Source organism: Streptomyces sp. NPDC047079 (assembly GCF_040643755.1).
Classification (GTDB): domain Bacteria; phylum Actinomycetota; class Actinomycetes; order Streptomycetales; family Streptomycetaceae; genus Streptomyces.
The window spans coordinates 132,149-151,615 of record NZ_JBEYUZ010000016.1; the positions used below are offsets into that span (position 1 = coordinate 132,149).

Here is a 19,467-nt window from a genome sequence, read left to right on the forward strand (position 1 = left end):
GCCATGCTGCACCGCTCCGGCAGGACGTGCTGGACACGCTTCGCCGCCGTCCTCCTCCCGGCCGTCGCCGCCGCCGCGGCCCTCGGCATCGGCATGGCACAAGGAGCGCTGGCCGCGTCGTTCCTCATCTCCGGCCAGAGGTTCCAGATCACCGCGGACACACTGCGCGGACGGGGTGCGAGCATCTATCCCCTGGTCGACGTGACCCGGAAGGGAGCGCTGGTGCCGGTGGTGGTCCTCGGGTTCAGGCATGCGGAGATCAGCAGGCTGTGCCTGTCGGTGGAGCTTCCGGTCCCGATGCTGGGTCCCTACACCCTGCGGCTCACCAGCGCCGACGGGCGGCGCGTGGAGGCGGCGAACCTGTTCATCGACGTGACCTCGGTGAGAGCCGAGCAGGCGCATGCCGACGACATCGACATCGGCGTGGCGGCGGGTGCGGTCCGGAAGGGGCCGATCGATCCGGGAGACAGGAACTCGAGGTTCTTCGACCCCAACGTCTTCGCGCAGCAGGCGGAGTCGGTCGTCCTGAACGACGTGCGGGCGACCTCGGTCGCGACCTCGGCCGGCACGCTGAACATCCCCGGCCTCGATCTGCGGATCGAGCAAGGCCGTCACCGCTGCTTCTGACGCCCCACCCGCGGCCGGCACGGGCGCCTCGCGCCCACTCGCCGCATGTCCCTCAGGCCTCACCGCAGGGAGAGACGTGTTCCTGGAACCTTTCCGCAACCGCACGCCACGTCGCGCCACCGCGGTCGGCGCTCGTGCCATTGCCGTCGGCGTCTTGCGCGGGTTCTGGGCGTGGCGGGGTGAACGGCCCTTCTGGGCAGGCCTGTTCACCCTCACGGCGGGGCTGCCCGTCCTGTACTTCCCGTACACGCACCTCGATCTCCAGGGCGTCGCACTGGCCCTGTCGACCACGTCCGGGGCGACGTCCCTGATCATCGGGGTTCTGCTCGTGGTGCTGGGCGTCTCCCTGTGGTTTCAGCCGCACATGCGCGTGTTCGCCGGGGTCGCCACCCTGCTGCTGTCCCTCATCTCGCTCCCCCTCGCGAACTTCGGGGGACTGTTCCTCGGCCTGATCTGCGGCCTGGTCGGCGGTTCGCTGGCCTGCGCCTGGACTCCGCCCGAGGGCGCCGCCGAGCGGCTGCCCACCAGGAACCCGGCAGATGCGGCCCTGCCGGCGGCGCAGGACGAGGGCGGAACGGGAGGGGCCGGCCGATCGTGCGCCGTCTGCTCGCCCGACGGGCGTACCGCGGACCCGTATGACCGGCCCGCCTGAGGCGGTCCGACGCCTCGGGCGGGCGTCCTTGAGCGGATGGCCCGCCGCGCCCGCCTCGAGCGCCGCGAGGGTCAGGCTCCCGTGCTGGCCAGGGCCTGGGACAGTTCCGTCGCCACCTGCTGGAGCACGGGCACGATCCGCTCCGTCGCCGCGTCCGTGACCCGGCCCGCCGGCCCGGAGATGGAGATCGCGGCGGCCGTCGGGGAGTCGGGCACGGGCACCGCGAGGCACCGGACCCCTATCTCCTGCTCGTTGTCGTCGACCGCGTACCCGGCCCGGCGCACCTCCTCCAGCGCCGCGAGGAAGGCGTCGGGCGTGGTGATGGTCTTCTCGGTCGCGGCGGGCATACCGGTGCGGGCCAGCAGGGCGCGTACCTCGTTGTCCGGCGTGGTGGCGAGCAGCGCCTTGCCGACGCCCGTGGAGTGCGGCAGCACCCGGCGGCCCACCTCGGTGAACATCCGCATCGAGTGCTTGGACGGCACCTGTGCCACGTACACGATCTCGTCGCCGTCGAGCAGCGCCATGTTCGCGGTCTCGCCGGTCTCCTCCACCAGGCGCGCGAGATAGGGGCGCGCCCAGGTGCCGAGCAGCCGGGACGCCGACTCGCCGAGCCGGATCAGCCGGGGGCCGAGCGCATACCGGCGGTTGGGCTGCTGACGGACGTAACCGCAGGCCACAAGCGTGCGCATCAGGCGGTGGATCGTCGGCAGCGGCAGTCCGCTGCTCGCGGACAGCTCGCTGAGGCCGACCTTGCCACCCGCGTCCGCCATCCGCTCCAGCAGGTCGAAGGCGCGCTCGAGGGACTGCACCCCGCCCGTGGCGGACTTGGCGGGGGCGTCGCTGGCGCTGGACGTCGACGTCGGCACGGCGCGTTCCTTTCGAAACTGGCGGGAAGGGCAGCAGCCTACCCGGCAGTCCGTTGACTCCCTGCTGGTGTGTCACTACGTTCTGCGAGTCGGAATTATAATTCCGCTTTGTGGAAATGTCCAGAGTGCATACCGCCGAAGGGCCGGACGGCGCCCCGCTCTTGACGGCGCGGGGGAGCGGGTGAAGACTCCTTCAACAGAAAGTTGAATTCCGTTAGGTGGGTATACATCCGGTTTCCCGCAAGCGGAACGGCGCAGAGAGGGGTCCGGGTGTCAGACGCTGAGCTGGTGCTGCGCTCGAGGCGCGTCATCACTCCCGAAGGGACGCGCGCCGCATCCGTCGCGGTCGCCGGGGGCACGATCACGGCCGTACTGCCCTACGACGCAGGCGTACCGGCCGGGGCGCGGGTCGAGGACGTCGGCGACGACGTTCTGCTTCCCGGCCTGGTCGACACCCATGTGCACGTCAACGACCCGGGCCGCACCGAGTGGGAGGGCTTCTGGACGGCCACGCGGGCGGCGGCGGCCGGCGGCATCACCGCACTCGTCGACATGCCGCTCAACTCCCTGCCTCCGACCACGACGGTCGACCACCTCCGTACGAAAAGGGAAGCCGCGGCCGGCAAGGCCCATGTCGACGTCGGGTTCTGGGGCGGGGCACTGCCCGACAACGTGAAGGACCTGCGGCCGCTGCACGACGCGGGCGTCTTCGGCTTCAAGGCGTTCCTCTCCCCCTCGGGCGTGGACGAGTTCCCGCACCTCGATCAGGAACAACTCGCCCGGTCCATGGCCGAGATAGCGGGCTTCGGCGGCCTCCTCGTGGTGCACGCCGAGGATCCGCACCACCTCGCCGCCGCACCGCAGCAGGGCGGCCCGAAGTACGCCGACTTCCTGGCCTCCCGGCCGCGGGACGCCGAGGACACCGCCATCGCCCATCTGATCCACCACGCCGGACGGCTCGACGCGCGCGTGCATGTGCTGCACCTGTCCTCGGGCGACGCGCTGCCGCTGATCGCCGCCGCGCGGGCGGACGGCGTCCGCGTCACGGTGGAGACCTGCCCGCACTACCTGACCCTGACGGCCGAGGAGGTGCCGGACGGGGCCAGCGAGTTCAAGTGCTGCCCGCCCATCCGTGAGGCCGCCAACCAGGACCTGCTGTGGCAGGCGCTGGCCGACGGCACGATCGACTGCGTCGTCACCGACCACTCCCCGTCGACCGCCGACCTCAAGACCGGCGACTTCGCCACGGCCTGGGGCGGCATAGCGGGTCTCCAGCTGAGCCTTCCCGCCGTGTGGACCGAGGCGCGCCGGCGCGGGCACGGTCTGGAGGACGTGGTCCGCTGGATGTCCTCGCGCACGGCGGGCCTGGTGGGGCTCCAGTCCCGCAAGGGCGCCATCGCCGCGGGCCACGACGCGGACTTCGCGGTGTTCGCGCCCGACCAGACGTTCACCGTCGACCCGGCCGCCCTCCAGCACCGCAACCACGTCACCGCGTATGCCGGCCGGACCCTGTCCGGGGTGGTCAGGTCGACCTGGCTGCGCGGCGAACGCGTCGTGGCGGACGGCGAGTTCACCGAGCCGAAGGGCAGGCTGCTGACCCGGACCCACTGACCCGCTCCCGCACCCCGCCGACTCCCGAAAGGACGACCTGATCACCGTGACGGCGCAAGCGCACACCGGCCCGACCCGCTTCACCGGCGACGCGAACCCCTACGGAGGCGGTGACCCGTACGCGGACTACCGCACCGCCGACTTCCCCTTCGCCCGCCACGCCAACCTCGCCGACCGCCGGCTCGGCGCCGCGGTCCTCGCCGCGAACGACGAGTTCTTCGCTCCGCGCGAGAACCTGCTGGTGCCCGAGCGCCCCGAGTTCGACCCCGAGCACTTCGGGCACAAGGGCAAGGTCATGGACGGCTGGGAGACCCGGCGCCGGCGCGGCGCCTCGGCCGGGCACCCCTGGCCCACCTCGGAGGACCACGACTGGGCACTGATCCGCCTGGGCGCGCCGGGGGTCGTACGGGGCATCGTCGTCGACACCGCGCACTTCCGGGGCAACTACCCGCAGGCGGTGTCCGTCGAGGGCACCTCGGTGCCGGGCTCCCCCTCGCCGGAGGAACTCCTCGCCGACGACGTGAAGTGGACGACGCTCGTCCCGCGCACACCGGTCGGTGGTCACGCGGCCAACGGCTTCGCCGTGGCGGTGGAGCAGCGCGTCACGCACCTGCGCGTCAACCAGCACCCCGACGGAGGCATCGCGCGCCTGCGGGTGTACGGCGACGTGGTGCCCGACCGCGAGTGGCTCGGGGCGCTGGGCACCTTCGACGTCGTCGCCCTGGAGAACGGCGGCCGGGTCGAGGACGCCTCCGACCTCTTCTACTCGCCCGCCACCAACACCATTCAGCCGGGCCGGTCCCGCAAGATGGACGACGGCTGGGAGACACGGCGCCGCCGCGACCGGGGCAACGACTGGATCCGTTACCAGCTGGTCGCCGAGGCGCGGATCCGGGCGATCGAGATCGACACCGCGTATCTGAAGGGGAACGCGGCGGGCTGGGCGTCGGTCTCGATCAAGGGCGGCGGAAACGCCGGGGGCGAGAACACCGGGGAGACGCAGTGGCGCGAGATCCTCCCGCGCACCCGTCTCCAGCCCGACACCAACCACCGCTTCGTCCTTCCGGTACCGGTCGTCGGCACGCACGCGCGCGTGGACATCTATCCGGACGGCGGCATCTCCCGTCTGCGCCTGTACGGCACCCTGACCGAGGAGGGCGCGGCGGCCCTGACGGCGCGGCACCAGGAACTGGGCGGCTGACCTGCGCTCCCGTGGACCCCGGTGCGACCGGGGGAACGGCTCCGGAGGGTGCGGAACCAATCGCCCCGGCTCCCACGTTCTTCACACGTGACTCTTCAGCAAGAAATCGTCGGCAACGCCATGCAGATGGCGGTCGTCAACCTGAGCCCCGGCCAGACCGTGTACTGCGAGGCGGGCAAGTTCCTCTTCAAGACCACGAACGTGACGATGGAGACCCGCCTGTCCGGCCCGTCGAACAACGGCGGCCAGTCCCAGGACGGGGGCGGGAGCGGAGGCATGGGCGGCTTCCTGCGCCAGGCCATGGGCACCGCCATGCAGGTGGGCCAGCGCGCGCTCGCGGGCGAGTCGCTGGCCTTCCAGTACTTCACGGCGCGGGGCGGCCAGGGCACCGTCGGCTTCGCGGGAGTGCTCCCCGGTGAGATGCGGGCGCTGGAGCTCGACGGCACGCGCGCGTGGTTCGCCGAGAAGGACGCCTTCGTGGCCGCCGAGTCGACCGTCGACTTCGGCATCGCCTTCCAGGGCGGCCGCACCGGCATGAGCGGCGGCGAGGGCTTCATCCTGGAGAAGTTCACGGGGTACGGCACAGTGATCATCGCCGGCGCCGGTAACTTCATCGACCTCAACCCCGCGGACTTCGGCGGCCGCATCGAGGTCGACACCGGTTGTGTCGTCGCCTTCGAGGAGGGCATTCAATACGGGGTCCAGCGCGTCGGGGGCCTCAACCGCCAGGGGCTCATGAACATGGTCTTCGGCGGTGAGGGCCTGTCCCTGGCCACCCTGGAGGGCAATGGCCGCGTCATCCTCCAGTCCCTCACCATCGAGAGCCTCGCAAACGCCCTGAAGAAGGCCCAGGGCGGCGACAAGCAGGGGCCGACGGGCGGACTCTTCTCCACCCACGCGGGCTGAGGGCGTGTACCCGAAAGGCGCCGGAGGATGACGAGCATGGCCTCACCGGCACTCCGACATCGAACGTGCGCACCCGTGGGAGCGGCTCAGCCGTTGAGGGCTTCGGGCAAGGTGGGGTAGCAGGTGATGATCAGGTCGACGCCGACGAGCTCGATGACGCGCAGGACGGGCTCTGTCAGAGCAGCCAGGCGGATCCAGCCCTGGACACGGTCGGCGGCGCGGTGGGCCTTGACGAGGGTGTTGATCCCGCTGGAGTCCATGAACGTGACGGCGCTGAGTTCGAGCACGATACGGGGCGCGATCACGCTGCCGCTGTCGATGAGAGCGTCGTGAAGCTGGGGCGCGGTGTCGTGGTCGATCTCGCCGCCCACGGTCAGCACGGTGACGCCGTCCACGGTGGTGCGGGTGATCGACAATCGGTTGTCCGGCTGCCCTTTGGTGTCTGCCACGCTCCCCCTCGATCCGGTGATTCCCCTGGCCGCCTGTTCTGCCGGCAAGGCTACCCGCCGCGTCCTGCGGTCAGTGCGGTCCAACGGCCCTGTCCGCGCGGGTGTGTTTTGTCGAGGAGGCGGTGGAGGTGACGGTCTGGGACCGTGGGTCTACGCAAACCTGTTCCAGTGGCTCGCGCCGATCACCAACGGAGCCGGAGGTCCGGCCGAACGCAGGACCGAACCTCCAGCGCGTCGCACCATTCCTTGCACTGAGCCGTAGGGGACTCAGCAGCCGAAGTCGATCAGATCGAACGTGGCGTAGTGGTCGGAGGTGTAGTAGTCCTCCTGGTACTCCTCACCGGTCACGATGCGGCGCGCACCGCGCGTGGGGGAGCCCGGGGTGATCACCGTGTACTCGTGGTAGTAGCCAGTGGAGTGGCTGGGCAGGACGCCCTCCCGGTTCTGGAAGACGACGCCGTCCTGCGAGTACGGGAAGGGGCCGCCGGACGCGATCAGGTCGAGCGTGTCGTACGCCTGGGAGGGCAGGTCGCTGTAGCAGATGCTGCCGACCGAGGTCGCGGCGGCGTCCGCCGTGGTGGCGGAGACGGTGCCGCCCACGAGGAGGGCGGACAGGAGCGCGGCTGCGGCGCCGATGCGTGTTGCGCGTGGGGGGAATCTCATGCCGTCATGGTGACGCGCGTAGACAGCGGCCCGTCAACGACCGGGTGCAAGAATTTCCCGTCAACTCCCATGAATTCCCGGCGAGTTAACCTGCGACCCGGCGTCGACACGCCGTCTCCACAGGTATGTCCGGACGCAACAGAAGCCACCGGCGCCGGGGCGCGGGCACGTGGGAACTCCCGCGTCGGCGGGGATCCGCCGCTGTTGAGGCCCTCTCCAGGCGGCAACCCGCCGGAAGTCGCACGTCCCGGAACCCGGCCCCGCCCGGCGAGGTCCCGCACGTTCCCGGCTCCGGCCAGGGCCTGATCGGGCTGACCGAACGCGCGACCCTGACCGGCGGCACCCTCGACCACGGCACCACGGGGGAGGGCGGCTTCCGGGTGCACGCCCGGCTTCCGTGGCCGGGGTGAGCCCGTGCGACCGGGGGCGTTCCCGGCCTGTTGACACCGGCCGCAGCGGGTGCCCCACCTCGCCGGCCCCGGCCGCACAGCGGCCGGGAGCCGCGCACCGAAGCCCTGCCCGCGGCGGACGGTCGCGCACGGTCACGGGGGAAGGGACCGGCCCCGGTGCGGGCCGCAGCTGCCGGGGTCGGCCGTCCGCGAGCGGGCCCGGGAGGCGGATCACTACGGTGGGGCCCATGACCGCGATCCGACTGCTCCTCGTCGACGACGACCCCCTCGTGCGGGCCGGCCTGTCCTTCATGCTGGGCGGTGCCGACGACATCGAGATCGTCGGCGAGGCCGCCGACGGCAGCGAGGTCGAGCAGCTCGTCTACCGCACCCGGCCGGACGTCGTCCTCATGGACATCCGGATGCCGGCGGTCGACGGGCTGACCGCCACCGAGCTGCTCCGCCGTCGCACCGACGCCCCTCAGGTCGTGGTCCTCACCACCTTCCACGCCGACGAGCAGGTGCTGCGGGCGCTGCGCGCGGGCGCCGCCGGGTTCGTGCTCAAGGACACCCCGCCCGCCGAGATCCTGGACGCGGTACGGCGTGTCGCGGCCGGAGACCCGGTGCTGTCGCCCGCCGTCACCCGCCAGCTGATGGCGCACGCCGTGGGCGCCGGAACGGGCACCCGGCGCACCGGCGCCCGCGAGCGGATCGCGGCCCTGGGCGACCGGGAACGCGAGGTCGCCGTCGCCGTCGGCCGGGGCTCCTCCAACGCGGAGATCGCCGCCGAGCTGTTCATGAGTGTCGCCGGCGTCAAGACGCACGTCTCCCGGATCCTCGCCAAGCTGGGGCTCAACAACCGTGTGCAGATCGCCCTTTTGGCGTACGACGCGGGACTCCTGGACGACCACGGGCACTGAACGGGCACCACCGGAACTGAACGGGAGCCCGGCTCGTTGCAAGGGTGACGGGAGGGGGATCGGACATGATCGATCTGGGGGAGTACGGCGCGCGGTTCACGGCCGACCCGCACCATGTCTACGCGGAGCTGCGCGAGCGGGGGCCCGTGCACTGGGTGCGGACGCCGCCGCCCAACGCGTGGGAGACCTGGCTGGTCGTCGGGTACGAGGCGGCGCGTGCCGCCCTCGCCGATCCCAGACTCTCCAAGGACAGCACCAAGCAGGGAGTGTTCGTCGCGGAGGATCAGGCGATGGGCCGCCATCTGCTGATCGTCGACCCGCCGGAGCACACCCGGCTGCGCTCCCTGGTCGCCCGTGCGTTCACCATGCGCCGGGTGGAGGCGCTGCGCCCGCGCATCCAGCAGATCACCGACGAACTGGTCGAGGAGATGCTGCCGAAGGGCCGGGCCGACCTGGTGGAGGCCCTCGCCTATCCGCTGCCCATCACGGTCATCTGCGAGCTGCTCGGCGTCCCGGACATCGATCGGGTGACCTTCCGGGCCCTGTCCAACGAGACCGTGACCCCGAGCAGCCGGGAAGCCGGACTGGCAGCGGCACGGCGGCTGGCCGTCTTCCTGGACGAGTTGATCGAGGACAAGCGCCGTGCCGCCCCGGCCGACGACCTGCTCGGTGACCTCATCCGCACCCGCGCGGAGGACGGCGACCGGCTCTCGGACAGCGAACTGCGGGCGATGGCCTTCCTCCTGCTCGTCGCGGGCCACGAGACGACGGTCAATCTCATCACGAACGGCGTGCACACGCTCCTCACGCACCCGGAGCAACTCGCGGCGCTGCGCGCCGACATGACCCTCCTGGACGGCGCCGTCGAGGAGATGCTGCGCTTCGAGGGACCGGTGCAGACGGCGACGTACCGCTACGCCTCCGAGCCTCTGGAGATCGCCGGCACGGCCATCGCCGAGGGGGACCCGGTGATCATCGGGCTCGACGCGGCCGGCCGGGACGGGTCCCGCTATCCCGACCCCCACCTTTTCGACGTCCACCGCGCCCCGCAGGGCCATCTCGCCTTCGGGCACGGCATGCACTTCTGCCTGGGGGCGCCCCTGGCCCGGCTGGAGGCGCGCACGGCGCTGCGCACCCTGCTGGACCGCTGCCCGAACCTGTCCCTCGACGGCCCGCCCGGGGCCTGGCTGCCGGGCATGCTGATGCGGGGAGTGCGCTCCCTTCCGGTGCGCTGGTAGCGGACGTACGGCCGCCGCGGGACGGGCCGGGGCAGTCGCGGAGGCCCGCGATCAGTCGCGGATGCCCGCGATCTCCCCGAGGGTGACCGGTCGGCGCTCATGGCGGGAGAGCTCGCAAGCCTCCGCGATCCGCAGCGCCTGAAGAGCCTCGCGGCCGTCGCAGGGGTTGGCGCGCTCACCCCGCACCACCTCCACGAAGGCGGCGATCTCGGCCTCGTACGCGGGCGCGAAGCGCTCCAGGAAGCCGGTCCACGGCTTGTCCGCCGGCGGCGGACCGGCCGGTTCGGTCGAAGTGATCGGCGTACGGTCGTCCAGGCCCACCGCGACCGTGTCCAGCTCCCCGGCCAGCTCCATGCGGACGTCGTAACCGGCGCCGTTGGCGCGGGTCGCGGTCGCCGTGGCCAGCGTGCCCTCCTCCAGGGTGAGCACCACCGCGGCCGTGTCGACGTCGTTCGCCTCGCGGTACATCGCCCCGCCGGCGTCCGACCCGGCCGCGTACACCTCGACGACCTCCCGCCCGGTGACCCAGCGCAGGATGTCGAAGTCGTGGACGAGGCAGTCGCGGTAGATCCCGCCGGAGACGGGCAGGTACGCGGCCGGCGGCGGCGCCTGGTCCGCCGTCATGGCACGGACCGTGTGCAGCCGTCCGAGCCGTCCGGAGCGCACGGCCTCCCGCGCGGTCGTGTAGCCCGCGTCGAAGCGGCGCTGGAAACCCGTCTGCAGCACCGTCCCCGCGGCGTCGACCTCGGCGAGCGCGGTCAGCGTGCCCGGCAGGTCGGCCGCGATGGGTTTCTCGCAGAACACCGGCAGGCCGGAGCGCGCCGCCCGGCCGATCAGTTCGGCGTGGGCCGCGGTCGCCGCCGTGATGACCACGGCGTCCACGCCCCAGGTGAAGATCTCGTCCACACCGGGCGCGGCCGTCGCGCCCAGCCGGTCCGCGAGCTCATGGGCCCGGGCCCTGTCGACGTCGGTGATGATGAGCGAGCCGACCTCGCGGTGGCGGCTGAGCGTGGCCGCATGGAAGGTGCCGATCCGGCCTGCTCCGATGAGTCCGATGCGCATGGGAACAACCTGGGGGCGTACCCCCCGTCCTGTCAATGGTTTGTCCGGACAACCGGACTACACAACTTCCCGTCATCAGGTAGCGGAGCTACGCTCGGCCCGTGCCGAAACCAGATGTGGATCCGACCGTCTCGCTCCAGCTCGGTGTCGACCGGAACAGCCCGGTACCGCTGTACTTCCAGCTGTCGCAGCAGCTCGAGGCGGCGATCGAGCACGGGGAGCTGACGCCGGGCAGCCTGCTCGGCAACGAGATCGAGCTGGCCGGGCGCCTCGGCCTGTCCCGGCCCACCGTCCGCCAGGCGATCCAGTCCCTCGTCGACAAGGGTCTGCTGGTGCGCCGCCGCGGCGTCGGCACCCAGGTCGTGCACAGCCAGGTGAAGCGCCCTCTGGAGCTCAGCAGCCTGTACGACGACCTTGAGGCGGCCGGGCAGCGCCCCGCGACCCGGGTCCTGGTCAACACGTCCGCGCCCGCCTCGGCCGAGGTCGCCGCGGCGCTCGGGGTGCCCGAGGGCGCTCAGGTTCACCACATCGAGCGGCTGCGCCTCGCGCACGGTGAGCCGATGGCGTACCTGTGCAACTACCTGCCGACGGGCCTGCTGGACCCGGGCACCGAGCAACTGGAGTCGACGGGCCTGTACCGGATGATGCGCGCGGCGGGCATCACCCTGCACAGTGCCCGGCAGACCGTCGGGGCCCGTGCCGCCACCCCCGTCGAGGGCGAGCGGCTCGGCGAGCCCGAGGGTGCCCCGCTGCTCACCATGCAGCGCACGACCTTCGACGACACGGGCCGCGCCGTGGAGTACGGCACCCACACCTACCGCGCTTCGCGCTACTCGTTCGAGTTCCAACTGCTCGTACGCCCCTGAGCCTTCGGAAGCCTTCCCCCGCGCCCCTGCCCCTGCTTCCCCGGCGCCGCACGCCTGCCCACCTGCCCGCACCAGCCCCCTGACCTGCTGCGTCGTTCCACGGTCGGTGATACTTGGGGGCTCCTGGCAACTACGCAAGAAGGGCACGGGCTAGTGGCACGGTTTCGGACCTGGGCAACCATCGCGCTCGCAGGGGCGCTCGGCCTATCGCTGGCGGGGTGCAGCAGCCACGGCGGCAAGCGCGCCGAGGACGCCCGCAAGGCCGCCTCCGCCCAGGGCCGGGCCGCGGTGAACACGCCCCGCTGGACGGTCGCGATGATCACCCACTCCGGTGATGGCGACACCTTCTGGGACATCGTGCAGAGCGGCGCCGAGCAGGCCGCCGCCAAGGACAACATCAACTTCCTGTACTCGCACGACGCCAACGCCCAGCAGCAGGCCCAGCTCGTGGACGCGGCCGTGGACCAGAAGGTCGACGGCATCATCGTCACACTGGCCAAGCCCGACGCGATGAAGGCCGCCGTCGCCCGCGCCGAGAAGGCCGGCATCCCGGTGGTCACGGTGAACTCCGGCTCGGCGGAGTCCAGGCAGTTCGGCGCGCTCACCCACGTCGGACAGGACGAGACGATCGCCGGCGAGGCCGTCGGCGACGAGCTGAACAAGCGCGGCCGCAAGAAGGTCCTGTGCGTCCTGCACGAGCAGGGCAACGTGGGCCACGAGCAGCGCTGCGCGGGCGTGAAGAAGACGTTCCACGGCACCGTGGAGAACCTCTACGTCAACGGCACCAACATGCCGGACGTGCAGTCCGCCCTGGAGGCGAGACTCCAGTCGGACAAGTCCGTCGACACCGTCGTCACCCTCGGCGCCCCCTACGCCGACACCGCGGTGAAGGCCAGGTCCGGTGCCGGCAGCCGGGCGGAGGTCGACACCTTCGACCTGAACGCCAAGGTGGCGGCCGAGCTGAAGGACGGCACCCTCGGCTTCGCCGTCGACCAGCAGCCCTACCTCCAGGGCTACGAGGCGGTCGACCAGCTCTGGCTCTACAAGTACAACGCCAACGCCCTCGGCGGCGGCCGGCCCGTCCTCACCGGACCGCAGATCATCACCAAGGACCAGGCCACGGCGCTCGAGCAGTACACGAAGCGGGGGACCCGATGACCGCGACGGCACCGGCATCCGCGCCCGAGAGCCCGAAGGCCGCGGCGGACGAACGCCTGCTGAGGACCTCGCCGCTGAAACGGCTCCTCGGCCGGCCCGAGCTGGGCTCGATGGTGGGCGCGCTCGCCGTCTTCGTGTTCTTCTCGATCGTCGCCGACAGCTTCCTGCGGGCGTCGAGTCTCAGCACGGTCCTGTACGCGGCGTCCACGATCGGCATCATGGCCGTCCCGGTCGCGCTGCTGATGATCGGCGGCGAGTTCGACCTGTCGGCCGGTGTCATGGTGACCTCGTCCGCGCTGGTGTCGTCGATGTTCAGCTTCCAGATGACCGCCGACGTCTGGGTCGGCGCCGGAGTGTCCCTTCTGGTCACGCTGGCGATCGGCGCCTTCAACGGCTTCGTGCTGACCCGTACGAAACTGCCCAGCTTCATCGTCACGCTCGGCACCTTCCTGATGCTGACCGGGGTGAACCTCGGCCTCACCAAGCTGATCAGCGGCACGGTCTCCACGAAGTCCATCTCCGACATGGACGGCTTCTCCTCGGCGCAGACCCTCTTCGCCTCCACACTCACCGTCGGCGGCGTGCAGTTCAAGGTCACCATCCTGTGGTGGTTCGCCCTGGTCGCCCTCGCCTCCTGGATCCTGCTGCGCACCCGCGCCGGCAACTGGATCTTCGCGGTGGGCGGGAACAAGGACGCGGCCCGCGCGGTCGGCGTCCCCGTCGAGCGCACCACGATCGGCCTCTACATGGGCGTCGCCCTCGGCGCCTGGATCTCCGGCCAGCACCTGCTGTTCTCGTACGACGTCGTCCAGTCCGGCGAGGGCGTCGGCAACGAGCTGATCTACATCATCGCGGCCGTCATCGGCGGCTGCCTGATCACCGGCGGCTACGGATCCGCGATCGGCTCGGCGGTCGGCGCGCTCCTCTTCGGCATGACCAGCAAGGGCATCGTCTTCGCCGAGTGGAACCCCGACTGGTTCAAGTTCTTCCTCGGAGCGATGCTGCTCCTCGCGACCCTGCTCAACGCCTGGGTCCGCAAGCGCGCGGAGGCCACGACATGACCACGGACGTCACGGAGCGCACCCCGCTCGTCGCCCTGGCGGACGTCAGCAAGCGCTACGGCAACGTACGCGCCCTCGAAGGGGTCTCCCTGGAGGTCCGGGCGGGCGAGATCACCTGCGTCCTCGGCGACAACGGCGCGGGAAAGTCCACGCTCATCAAGATCGTGGCGGGACTGCACCGGCACGACTCCGGCTCCTTCCGCATCGAGGGCGAGGAGACCCGTCTTTCCTCCCCGCGTGAGGCCCTGGACCGCGGGATCGCCACGGTCTACCAGGACCTCGCGGTGGTCTCGCTGATGCCGGTCTGGCGCAACTTCTTCCTCGGCTCCGAGCCGCGCAAGGGCGCCGGCCCCTTCAAGCGTCTGGACGTCGACTTCATGCGCCGTACGACGCGCGAGCAGCTGCTGCGCATGGGGATCGACCTGCACGACGTCGACCAGCCCATCGGCACCCTGTCCGGCGGCGAGCGCCAGTGCGTGGCGATCGCGCGGGCGGTGTACTTCGGCGCCAAGGTGCTGGTCCTCGACGAGCCGACGGCGGCACTGGGTGTGAAGCAATCGGGTGTGGTCCTCAAATACGTGGCCGCCGCACGGGACGAAGGTCTGGGTGTTGTTTTCATCACCCACAACCCGCATCACGCGTACCTGGTGGGCGACCATTTTGTCCTGCTCAAGCGCGGCACGATGGTGGGCAGCCACACCCGCGAGGAGATCACCCTGGACGAGCTGACCCGCCAGATGGCGGGCGGGGAGGAGCTCGACGATCTCCGCCTGGAGCTGGAAAACCGCGCCCCGGCCGGGGGGCGGGGCTGAGGGGTCCTTGCACTATGCCCGCCCGGGTCGCGCGGCCTGGCACCGCACCTCGCCGCGTTGCCGAAAAGCACTGGTAGCTCCGCAACGAGGGCTCTTCGGCGCCCTGCGATGCACGGCACCAGACCACGCGACCTCATCGGGCGCTCATAGTGCGAGGACCCCTGAAGCGGCATGCGGCTGCGCCGCGCGGGCGCGACCGGCCACGGAAGACCCGCAGCGCGCCGACGGCGCCGGGGTCGCCCGAAGCCCGGCGAGAGTGGTCCACGGTGCAGCCCCGTGGCAGCGTGAGGCAGAATCGGGCCCGATGAGCACCTACCGCGACCTCACCCACCGCGGCTCCGCCCGGGCCACCGTCCTGCGGACCGTGGGCACCCGCGAGCGCCGTTCCCATCTGACGGCCCCGCGCGTCCCCACGGTCGGCATCGACATCGGCGGCACCAAGGTGATGGCAGGCGTCGTCGACGCCGACGGCAACATCCTCGAGAAGGTCCGCACCGAGACGCCCGACAAGTCCAAGACCCCCAGGGTCGTCGAGGACACCATCGTCGAGCTGGTGCTGGACCTCTCCGACCGGCACGACGTGCACGCCGTCGGGATCGGCGCGGCCGGCTGGGTCGACGCGGACCGCAACCGCGTCCTGTTCGCCCCGCACCTGTCCTGGCGCAACGAGCCCCTGCGGGACCGACTCGCCGGGCGGCTCGCCGTCCCCGTCCTGGTCGACAACGACGCCAACGCCGCCGCCTGGGCGGAGTGGCGCTTCGGAGCAGGCCGCGGCGAGGACCATCTCGTGATGATCACCCTCGGCACCGGCATCGGCGGCGCCATCCTGGAGGACGGCCAGGTCAAGCGCGGCAAGTTCGGCGTCGCCGGCGAGTTCGGCCATATGCAGGTGGTGCCCGGGGGCCACCGCTGCCCGTGCGGCAACCGCGGCTGCTGGGAGCAGTACAGCTCCGGCAACGCCCTGGTGCGCGAGGCCAGGGAACTGGCCGCCGCGGACTCCCCGGTGGCGTACGGGATCATCGAGCACGTCAAGGGCAACATCTCCGACATCACCGGCCCGATGATCACGGAGCTGGCCCGCGAGGGCGACGCGATGTGCGTCGAGCTGCTCCAGGACATCGGCCAGTGGCTCGGCGTGGGCATCGCCAACCTGGCTGCGGCCCTGGACCCGTCCTGCTTCGTGATCGGCGGCGGGGTCAGCGCGGCCGACGACCTGCTCATCGGTCCCGCCCGGGACGCCTTCCGGCGGCATCTGACCGGTCGCGGCTACCGCCCCGAGGCCCGCATCGCGCGCGCCCAGCTCGGCCCCGAGGCCGGCATGGTCGGGGCCGCGGACCTCGCCCGGCTCGTCGCCCGCCGCTTCCGGCGCGCCAACCGGCGCCGCGTGGAGCGCTACGAACGCTACGAGCGGTACACGAAGGCCCGCCGCACCACCAAGGGGGCGCTGTGAAGACCGCCGCGTCGATACCGCGCCAGGCGTCACCACCGGACGAGCCCTCGCGGCCCCCGGAGGGCCGGGGACACATGATCCGGCGGCGGGCGCTGACCCTGCTGATCATCGTCCTGCTCATCGGGGTCCCGGCCGGTTACCTGGTGATCTCCGCCAACCAGAGCCGCAACAGCGGCAAGGACAAGGAGGCCAAGTACTCGGCGACCGGACTGACCGAGGGCTGGCCCTCGCGTGTGCAGCGCCGCCTCTACCAGATCTGGATCCCGAGGGACGCCACCCATGTCGCGTCCTACGAGACGAACAACTGGAAGACCAGCCGCCTCTACGTGCAGTTCAGCACCAGCGACGACGGACTGGACCGCTTCCTCAGCACCCTGAAGGCCACGCGCGCCTCACTGGAGGAGGACGACACCGCCATCGGTGAGCGCGACCGGCACGTCGTCGGCTGGGCCTTCGAGGGGCCGGGCCCCTGGTCCGGTCTCACCCACGAGCAGAAGAACCCCGCACCCACGCTGGACGTCGTCGTGAACACGTCCGAACCCCAGCACCCGACGGTGTACGTGGTGTCGCGCACGATCCCCTGACGGCCCCGACCGTCCGCCCCGGGCCGGATGCCGGAGCCGATTGTCAGACCCCGCCCGTAGAGTCGAAGACATCCGATGCGACGCGACGGCGGGAGGTGACCGGACGTATGGCCGACCGGATGGCCAAGGGGGCCGTGCCCCCGGGGCCGGCCGCCGTCTTCCTGCCCGATCCGCTGCCCCGCCGCGGCAGGGTCGCCTTCTGGGACCCCTCGGACGGACCGCTGCCGTCGGGCACCACCGAGGAACTTACGGTCGTACGCCCCCACGGATCCGGAGTGCGCAGGAGCACCGTCCCCGCCGTGTCGCTGCCGGTCGCCGAGGCCCTGCCGCTGCTCGCCCGGGCCCGACGCGATCCCGCCGCACACCCCGCCACCGCCTGCTGGGGCGCGGCCGCCCTGCACGCCCTCCGGCTCGTCGCGCGCGGGCGGCTCCTTCCCGGACTCACCCCGGACGGATTCGACGCCTGGCGCGCCGGCCCCCTGGACCCGGACGACATCACCCACCTCAGGGCCATCGCCGCCGCCCTGCCGTACGAGGGTCATGCCGTCCCGCTCCCGGGCAGGGGCCCTCTCCTGCTGCCCGAGCCCGAAGCCCTCGTGCGCTCCTTCCTCGACGCGGTCGCGGACACCCTGCCCCGCACTCCGGCGGCCCCCCACACCGCGGGCCGGCCCTTCGCGGCGCCCGGACCGCAGCGGCTGCCCGGGGCCCACGCCTGGGCCGCCGAGGTGGCGGCCGGCGTGGACGCGGGCGTACGGATCTCGCTGCGCCTGGACCTCTCGGCGCACGACCTGTTCGACGACGGGGAGGGCGCCCACCGCTGCGGAGCGGCGGTCGTGCAGGTGCACAGCCTCGCCGACCCGACACTCGTCGTCGACGCCGCGTCGCTGTGGGCGGGCGAGGCGGATACCGCGTTCGGCCCCCGCGCGCGGGTGGACGCGGCCCTCGCCGTCCGCAGGGCGGCCCGCGTCTGGCCGCCGCTGGAGCGGCTCTCCGAGCAGGACGTGCCGGACGTCCTGGCGCTCTCGGAGGAGGAGCTGGGCGAGCTGCTCGGCGTCGCGGCCACCCGGCTGGGCGCGGCCGGTGTAGCCGTGCACTGGCCCCGGGACCTGGCGCAGGACCTGACCGCCACCGCGGTCGTACGGCCCGCGCCCGGCTCGGCGACCGACGGCACGGGCTTCTTCGAGAGCGAGGACCTGCTGACGTTCCGCTGGCAGCTGGCACTCGGCGGTGATGCGCTCACCGAGGCCGAGATGGACGCGCTCGCGGAGGCCCACCGCCCCGTCGTCCGGCTGCGCGACCGCTGGGTGCTGGTCGATCCGGCCCTCGTCCGCAAGGCCCGCAAGCGCGAGCTGGGCCTGCTCGACCCGGTCGACGCACTGTCCGTCGCGCTCACCGGCACGACGGAGGTCGACGGCGAGACGGTGGAGGCGGTGCCGGTCGGCGCCCTGGCCGCCCTCCGGGACCGCCTGACGGCGGGCGTCGGTCCGGTGGAACCACCCCCGGGCCTCGCCGCCCGACTGCGGGACTACCAGCTGCGGGGCCTCGGTTGGCTGGACCTGATGACCGCCCTCGGCCTCGGCGGCTGCCTCGCCGACGACATGGGCCTCGGCAAGACGGTCACCGTCATCGCCCTGCACCTGCACCGGGCCCGACGAGAGCCCACCCTCGTGGTCTGCCCGGCCTCGCTGCTGGGCAACTGGCAGCGCGAGATCACCCGCTTCGCCCCCGGCGTCCCGGTCCGCCGCTTCCACGGCCCCGAACGCACCCTGGACGACCTGGACGGCGGCTTCGTGCTCACCACCTACGGGACGATGCGGACAGCCGCCCCCAGACTGGCCGAACAGCCCTGGGGTCTGGTCGTCGCGGACGAGGCACAGCACGTCAAGAACCCGTACTCGGCGACGGCGAAGGCCCTGCGCACGATTCCCTCGCCCGCCCGCGTGGCCCTCACCGGCACCCCCGTGGAGAACAACCTCTCCGAACTGTGGGCCCTGCTCGACTGGACGACTCCAGGACTCCTCGGCCCGCTGAAGTCCTTCCGCGCCCGGCACGCGCGCGCGGTGGAGAACGGCGAGGACGAGCAGGCCGCGGAGCGGCTGGCCCGCCTGGTCCGCCCGTTCCTGCTGCGCCGCAGGAAGTCGGATCCGGGGATCGTCCCGGAGCTTCCGCCGAAGACGGAGACCGACCACCCGGTGGCGCTCACCCACGAGCAGGCCGCGCTCTACGAGGCGGTCGTACGGGAGTCCCTGCTGGCGATCGAGACGGCGCAGGGCATCGCACGCCGGGGCCTGGTCCTCAAGCTCCTCGGCTCGCTGAAGCAGATCTGCGACCACCCCGCGCTCTACCTGAAGGAGGACACCGGGACGGCCGCGGGCCTCACCGCGCGGTCCGGGAAACTCGCCCTGCTCGACGAACTGGTGGACACGCTGCTGACGGAGGACGGCTCGGCGCTGGTGTTCACCCAGTACGTCCGCATGGCCCGCCTGATCACCACGCATCTGGCCTCCCGCGCGGTGCCCGTCGAGCTGCTTCACGGGGGCACGGCGGTGCCCGACCGCGAGCGGATGGTGGACCGGTTCCAGAGCGGGGCGACCCCGGTCCTGGTCCTCTCCCTGAAGGCGGCGGGCACGGGGCTGAACCTCACCCGCGCGGGCCATGTCATCCACTTCGACCGCTGGTGGAACCCGGCCGTGGAGGAACAGGCCACGGACCGCGCCTACCGGATCGGCCAGACCCAGCCCGTCCAGGTCCACCGCCTGATCACCGAGGGCACGGTCGAGGACCGCATCGCCGAGATGCTGGGGTCCAAGCGCGCCCTCGCCGACGCGATCCTGGGCTCCGGGGAGTCGTCCCTGACGGAACTGACCGACCGTGAGCTGAGGGACCTGGTGTCGCTGAGGAGGACGGAGTGAGCTGGGCGGGGCAGGGGACGTCTCCCGAGGAGACACCCGG

General features: G+C 71.9%; 18 protein-coding genes and 1 pseudogene. 15 read left to right on the forward strand and 4 right to left on the reverse strand.

Annotated features, from left to right (window positions below; translation table 11 throughout):
- Positions 1–3: 3 nt before the first annotated feature.
- Together ABZ823_RS21440 and ABZ823_RS21445 are read left to right on the forward strand one after the other, a co-directional pair.
- Entirely contained in the window at positions 4–627 is a 624-nt protein-coding gene (locus tag ABZ823_RS21440; protein ID WP_361662538.1) for a DUF6230 family protein, read from the forward strand.
- Between the two features lie 139 nt (positions 628–766).
- Positions 767–1,279 (forward strand): DUF6114 domain-containing protein, encoded by a 513-nt coding sequence (locus ABZ823_RS21445; protein WP_361662612.1) that lies wholly within the window; start codon positions 767–769, stop codon positions 1,277–1,279.
- Positions 1,280–1,350: 71 nt separating this feature from the next.
- Here ABZ823_RS21445 and ABZ823_RS21450 read toward each other — a convergent pair whose 3' ends face one another.
- Positions 1,351–2,145 (reverse strand): IclR family transcriptional regulator, encoded by a 795-nt coding sequence (locus tag ABZ823_RS21450; protein ID WP_361662541.1) that lies wholly within the window; start codon positions 2,143–2,145, stop codon positions 1,351–1,353.
- Positions 2,146–2,415: 270 nt separating this feature from the next.
- On the opposite strand from ABZ823_RS21450, the gene allB reads away from it, so the two are divergent.
- The 3 genes from allB (at position 2,416) to ABZ823_RS21465 (ending at position 5,863) form a co-directional block, all read left to right on the forward strand.
- Complete coding sequence (allB, locus tag ABZ823_RS21455) at positions 2,416–3,756, forward strand: allantoinase AllB (RefSeq protein ID WP_361662544.1); 1,341 nt, start codon at positions 2,416–2,418, stop codon at positions 3,754–3,756.
- 46 nt (positions 3,757–3,802) lie between these two features.
- Positions 3,803–4,957 (forward strand): allantoicase, encoded by a 1,155-nt coding sequence (alc, locus tag ABZ823_RS21460; protein ID WP_361662547.1) that lies wholly within the window; start codon positions 3,803–3,805, stop codon positions 4,955–4,957.
- A gap of 87 nt (positions 4,958–5,044) precedes the next feature.
- Entirely contained in the window at positions 5,045–5,863 is an 819-nt protein-coding gene (locus ABZ823_RS21465; RefSeq protein ID WP_361662550.1) for an AIM24 family protein, read from the forward strand.
- An 86-nt stretch (positions 5,864–5,949) separates the two neighbouring features.
- On the opposite strand, the gene ABZ823_RS21470 is transcribed toward ABZ823_RS21465, so the two are convergent.
- Entirely contained in the window at positions 5,950–6,312 is a 363-nt protein-coding gene (locus ABZ823_RS21470) for an STAS domain-containing protein (RefSeq protein ID WP_361662553.1), read from the reverse strand.
- A 267-nt stretch (positions 6,313–6,579) separates the two neighbouring features.
- Positions 6,580–6,975, reverse strand: a complete 396-nt coding sequence (locus ABZ823_RS21475; RefSeq protein WP_361662556.1) for a ribonuclease domain-containing protein — start codon at positions 6,973–6,975, stop codon at positions 6,580–6,582.
- A 248-nt stretch (positions 6,976–7,223) separates the two neighbouring features.
- Here ABZ823_RS21475 and ABZ823_RS21480 point away from each other — a divergent pair.
- The 3 genes and pseudogenes from ABZ823_RS21480 to ABZ823_RS21490 form a co-directional block, all read left to right on the forward strand.
- A pseudogene (locus ABZ823_RS21480) lies at positions 7,224–7,385 on the forward strand (sensor histidine kinase); the annotation flags it as partial.
- A gap of 227 nt (positions 7,386–7,612) precedes the next feature.
- Positions 7,613–8,284, forward strand: a complete 672-nt coding sequence (locus ABZ823_RS21485) for a response regulator transcription factor (protein ID WP_361662559.1) — start codon at positions 7,613–7,615, stop codon at positions 8,282–8,284.
- A 65-nt stretch (positions 8,285–8,349) separates the two neighbouring features.
- Complete coding sequence (locus ABZ823_RS21490) at positions 8,350–9,522, forward strand: cytochrome P450 (RefSeq protein WP_361662562.1); 1,173 nt, start codon at positions 8,350–8,352, stop codon at positions 9,520–9,522.
- Positions 9,523–9,573: 51 nt separating this feature from the next.
- Here the strand turns inward: ABZ823_RS21490 and ABZ823_RS21495 are convergent, their stop codons facing one another.
- Positions 9,574–10,584, reverse strand: coding sequence for a Gfo/Idh/MocA family oxidoreductase (locus tag ABZ823_RS21495; protein WP_361662565.1), 1,011 nt, complete (start codon positions 10,582–10,584; stop codon positions 9,574–9,576).
- 116 nt (positions 10,585–10,700) lie between these two features.
- Here ABZ823_RS21495 and ABZ823_RS21500 point away from each other — a divergent pair, with 116 nt between their 5' ends.
- The 7 genes from ABZ823_RS21500 (at position 10,701) to ABZ823_RS21530 (ending at position 19,427) form a co-directional block, all read left to right on the forward strand.
- Positions 10,701–11,450, forward strand: a complete 750-nt coding sequence (locus tag ABZ823_RS21500) for a GntR family transcriptional regulator (protein ID WP_361662615.1) — start codon at positions 10,701–10,703, stop codon at positions 11,448–11,450.
- 153 nt (positions 11,451–11,603) lie between these two features.
- Positions 11,604–12,608: a sugar ABC transporter substrate-binding protein gene (locus ABZ823_RS21505; RefSeq protein WP_361662568.1), complete on the forward strand. Its 1,005-nt coding sequence runs from the start codon at positions 11,604–11,606 to the stop codon at positions 12,606–12,608.
- Positions 12,605–13,669, forward strand: coding sequence for an ABC transporter permease (locus tag ABZ823_RS21510; protein WP_361662571.1), 1,065 nt, complete (start codon positions 12,605–12,607; stop codon positions 13,667–13,669). Before ABZ823_RS21505 ends, ABZ823_RS21510 begins: the two co-directional genes overlap by 4 nt.
- On the forward strand, positions 13,666–14,481 hold the full coding sequence (locus ABZ823_RS21515; RefSeq protein WP_361662574.1) for an ATP-binding cassette domain-containing protein: 816 nt from the start codon (positions 13,666–13,668) through the stop codon (positions 14,479–14,481). The genes ABZ823_RS21510 and ABZ823_RS21515 overlap by 4 nt, the downstream gene beginning before the upstream one ends.
- Positions 14,482–14,785: 304 nt before the next feature.
- Positions 14,786–15,931, forward strand: coding sequence for an ROK family glucokinase (locus ABZ823_RS21520; protein ID WP_361662577.1), 1,146 nt, complete (start codon positions 14,786–14,788; stop codon positions 15,929–15,931).
- On the forward strand, positions 15,928–16,515 hold the full coding sequence (locus ABZ823_RS21525; RefSeq protein ID WP_361662580.1) for a sugar kinase: 588 nt from the start codon (positions 15,928–15,930) through the stop codon (positions 16,513–16,515). The genes ABZ823_RS21520 and ABZ823_RS21525 overlap by 4 nt, the downstream gene beginning before the upstream one ends.
- Positions 16,516–16,622: 107 nt before the next feature.
- Positions 16,623–19,427, forward strand: coding sequence for an SNF2-related protein (locus ABZ823_RS21530; protein WP_361662583.1), 2,805 nt, complete (start codon positions 16,623–16,625; stop codon positions 19,425–19,427).
- The last annotated feature ends 40 nt before the right edge of the window (positions 19,428–19,467 follow it).

Bases quoted from the DNA above. Each gene is read 5' to 3' on its own strand.
- ABZ823_RS21495 (WP_361662565.1), bottom strand. From the start codon at position 10,584: ATGCGCATCGGACTCATCGGAGCAGGCCGGATCGGCACCTTCCATGCG.
- ABZ823_RS21440 (WP_361662538.1), top strand. From the start codon at position 4: ATGCTGCACCGCTCCGGCAGGACGTGCTGGACACGCTTCGCCGCCGTC.
- ABZ823_RS21515 (WP_361662574.1), top strand. From the start codon at position 13,666: ATGACCACGGACGTCACGGAGCGCACCCCGCTCGTCGCCCTGGCGGAC.
- ABZ823_RS21530 (WP_361662583.1), top strand. From the start codon at position 16,623: ATGGCCGACCGGATGGCCAAGGGGGCCGTGCCCCCGGGGCCGGCCGCC.
- ABZ823_RS21510 (WP_361662571.1), top strand. From the start codon at position 12,605: ATGACCGCGACGGCACCGGCATCCGCGCCCGAGAGCCCGAAGGCCGCG.
- ABZ823_RS21485 (WP_361662559.1), top strand. From the start codon at position 7,613: ATGACCGCGATCCGACTGCTCCTCGTCGACGACGACCCCCTCGTGCGG.
- ABZ823_RS21520 (WP_361662577.1), top strand. From the start codon at position 14,786: ATGAGCACCTACCGCGACCTCACCCACCGCGGCTCCGCCCGGGCCACC.
- ABZ823_RS21475 (WP_361662556.1), bottom strand. From the start codon at position 6,975: ATGAGATTCCCCCCACGCGCAACACGCATCGGCGCCGCAGCCGCGCTC.
- ABZ823_RS21490 (WP_361662562.1), top strand. From the start codon at position 8,350: ATGATCGATCTGGGGGAGTACGGCGCGCGGTTCACGGCCGACCCGCAC.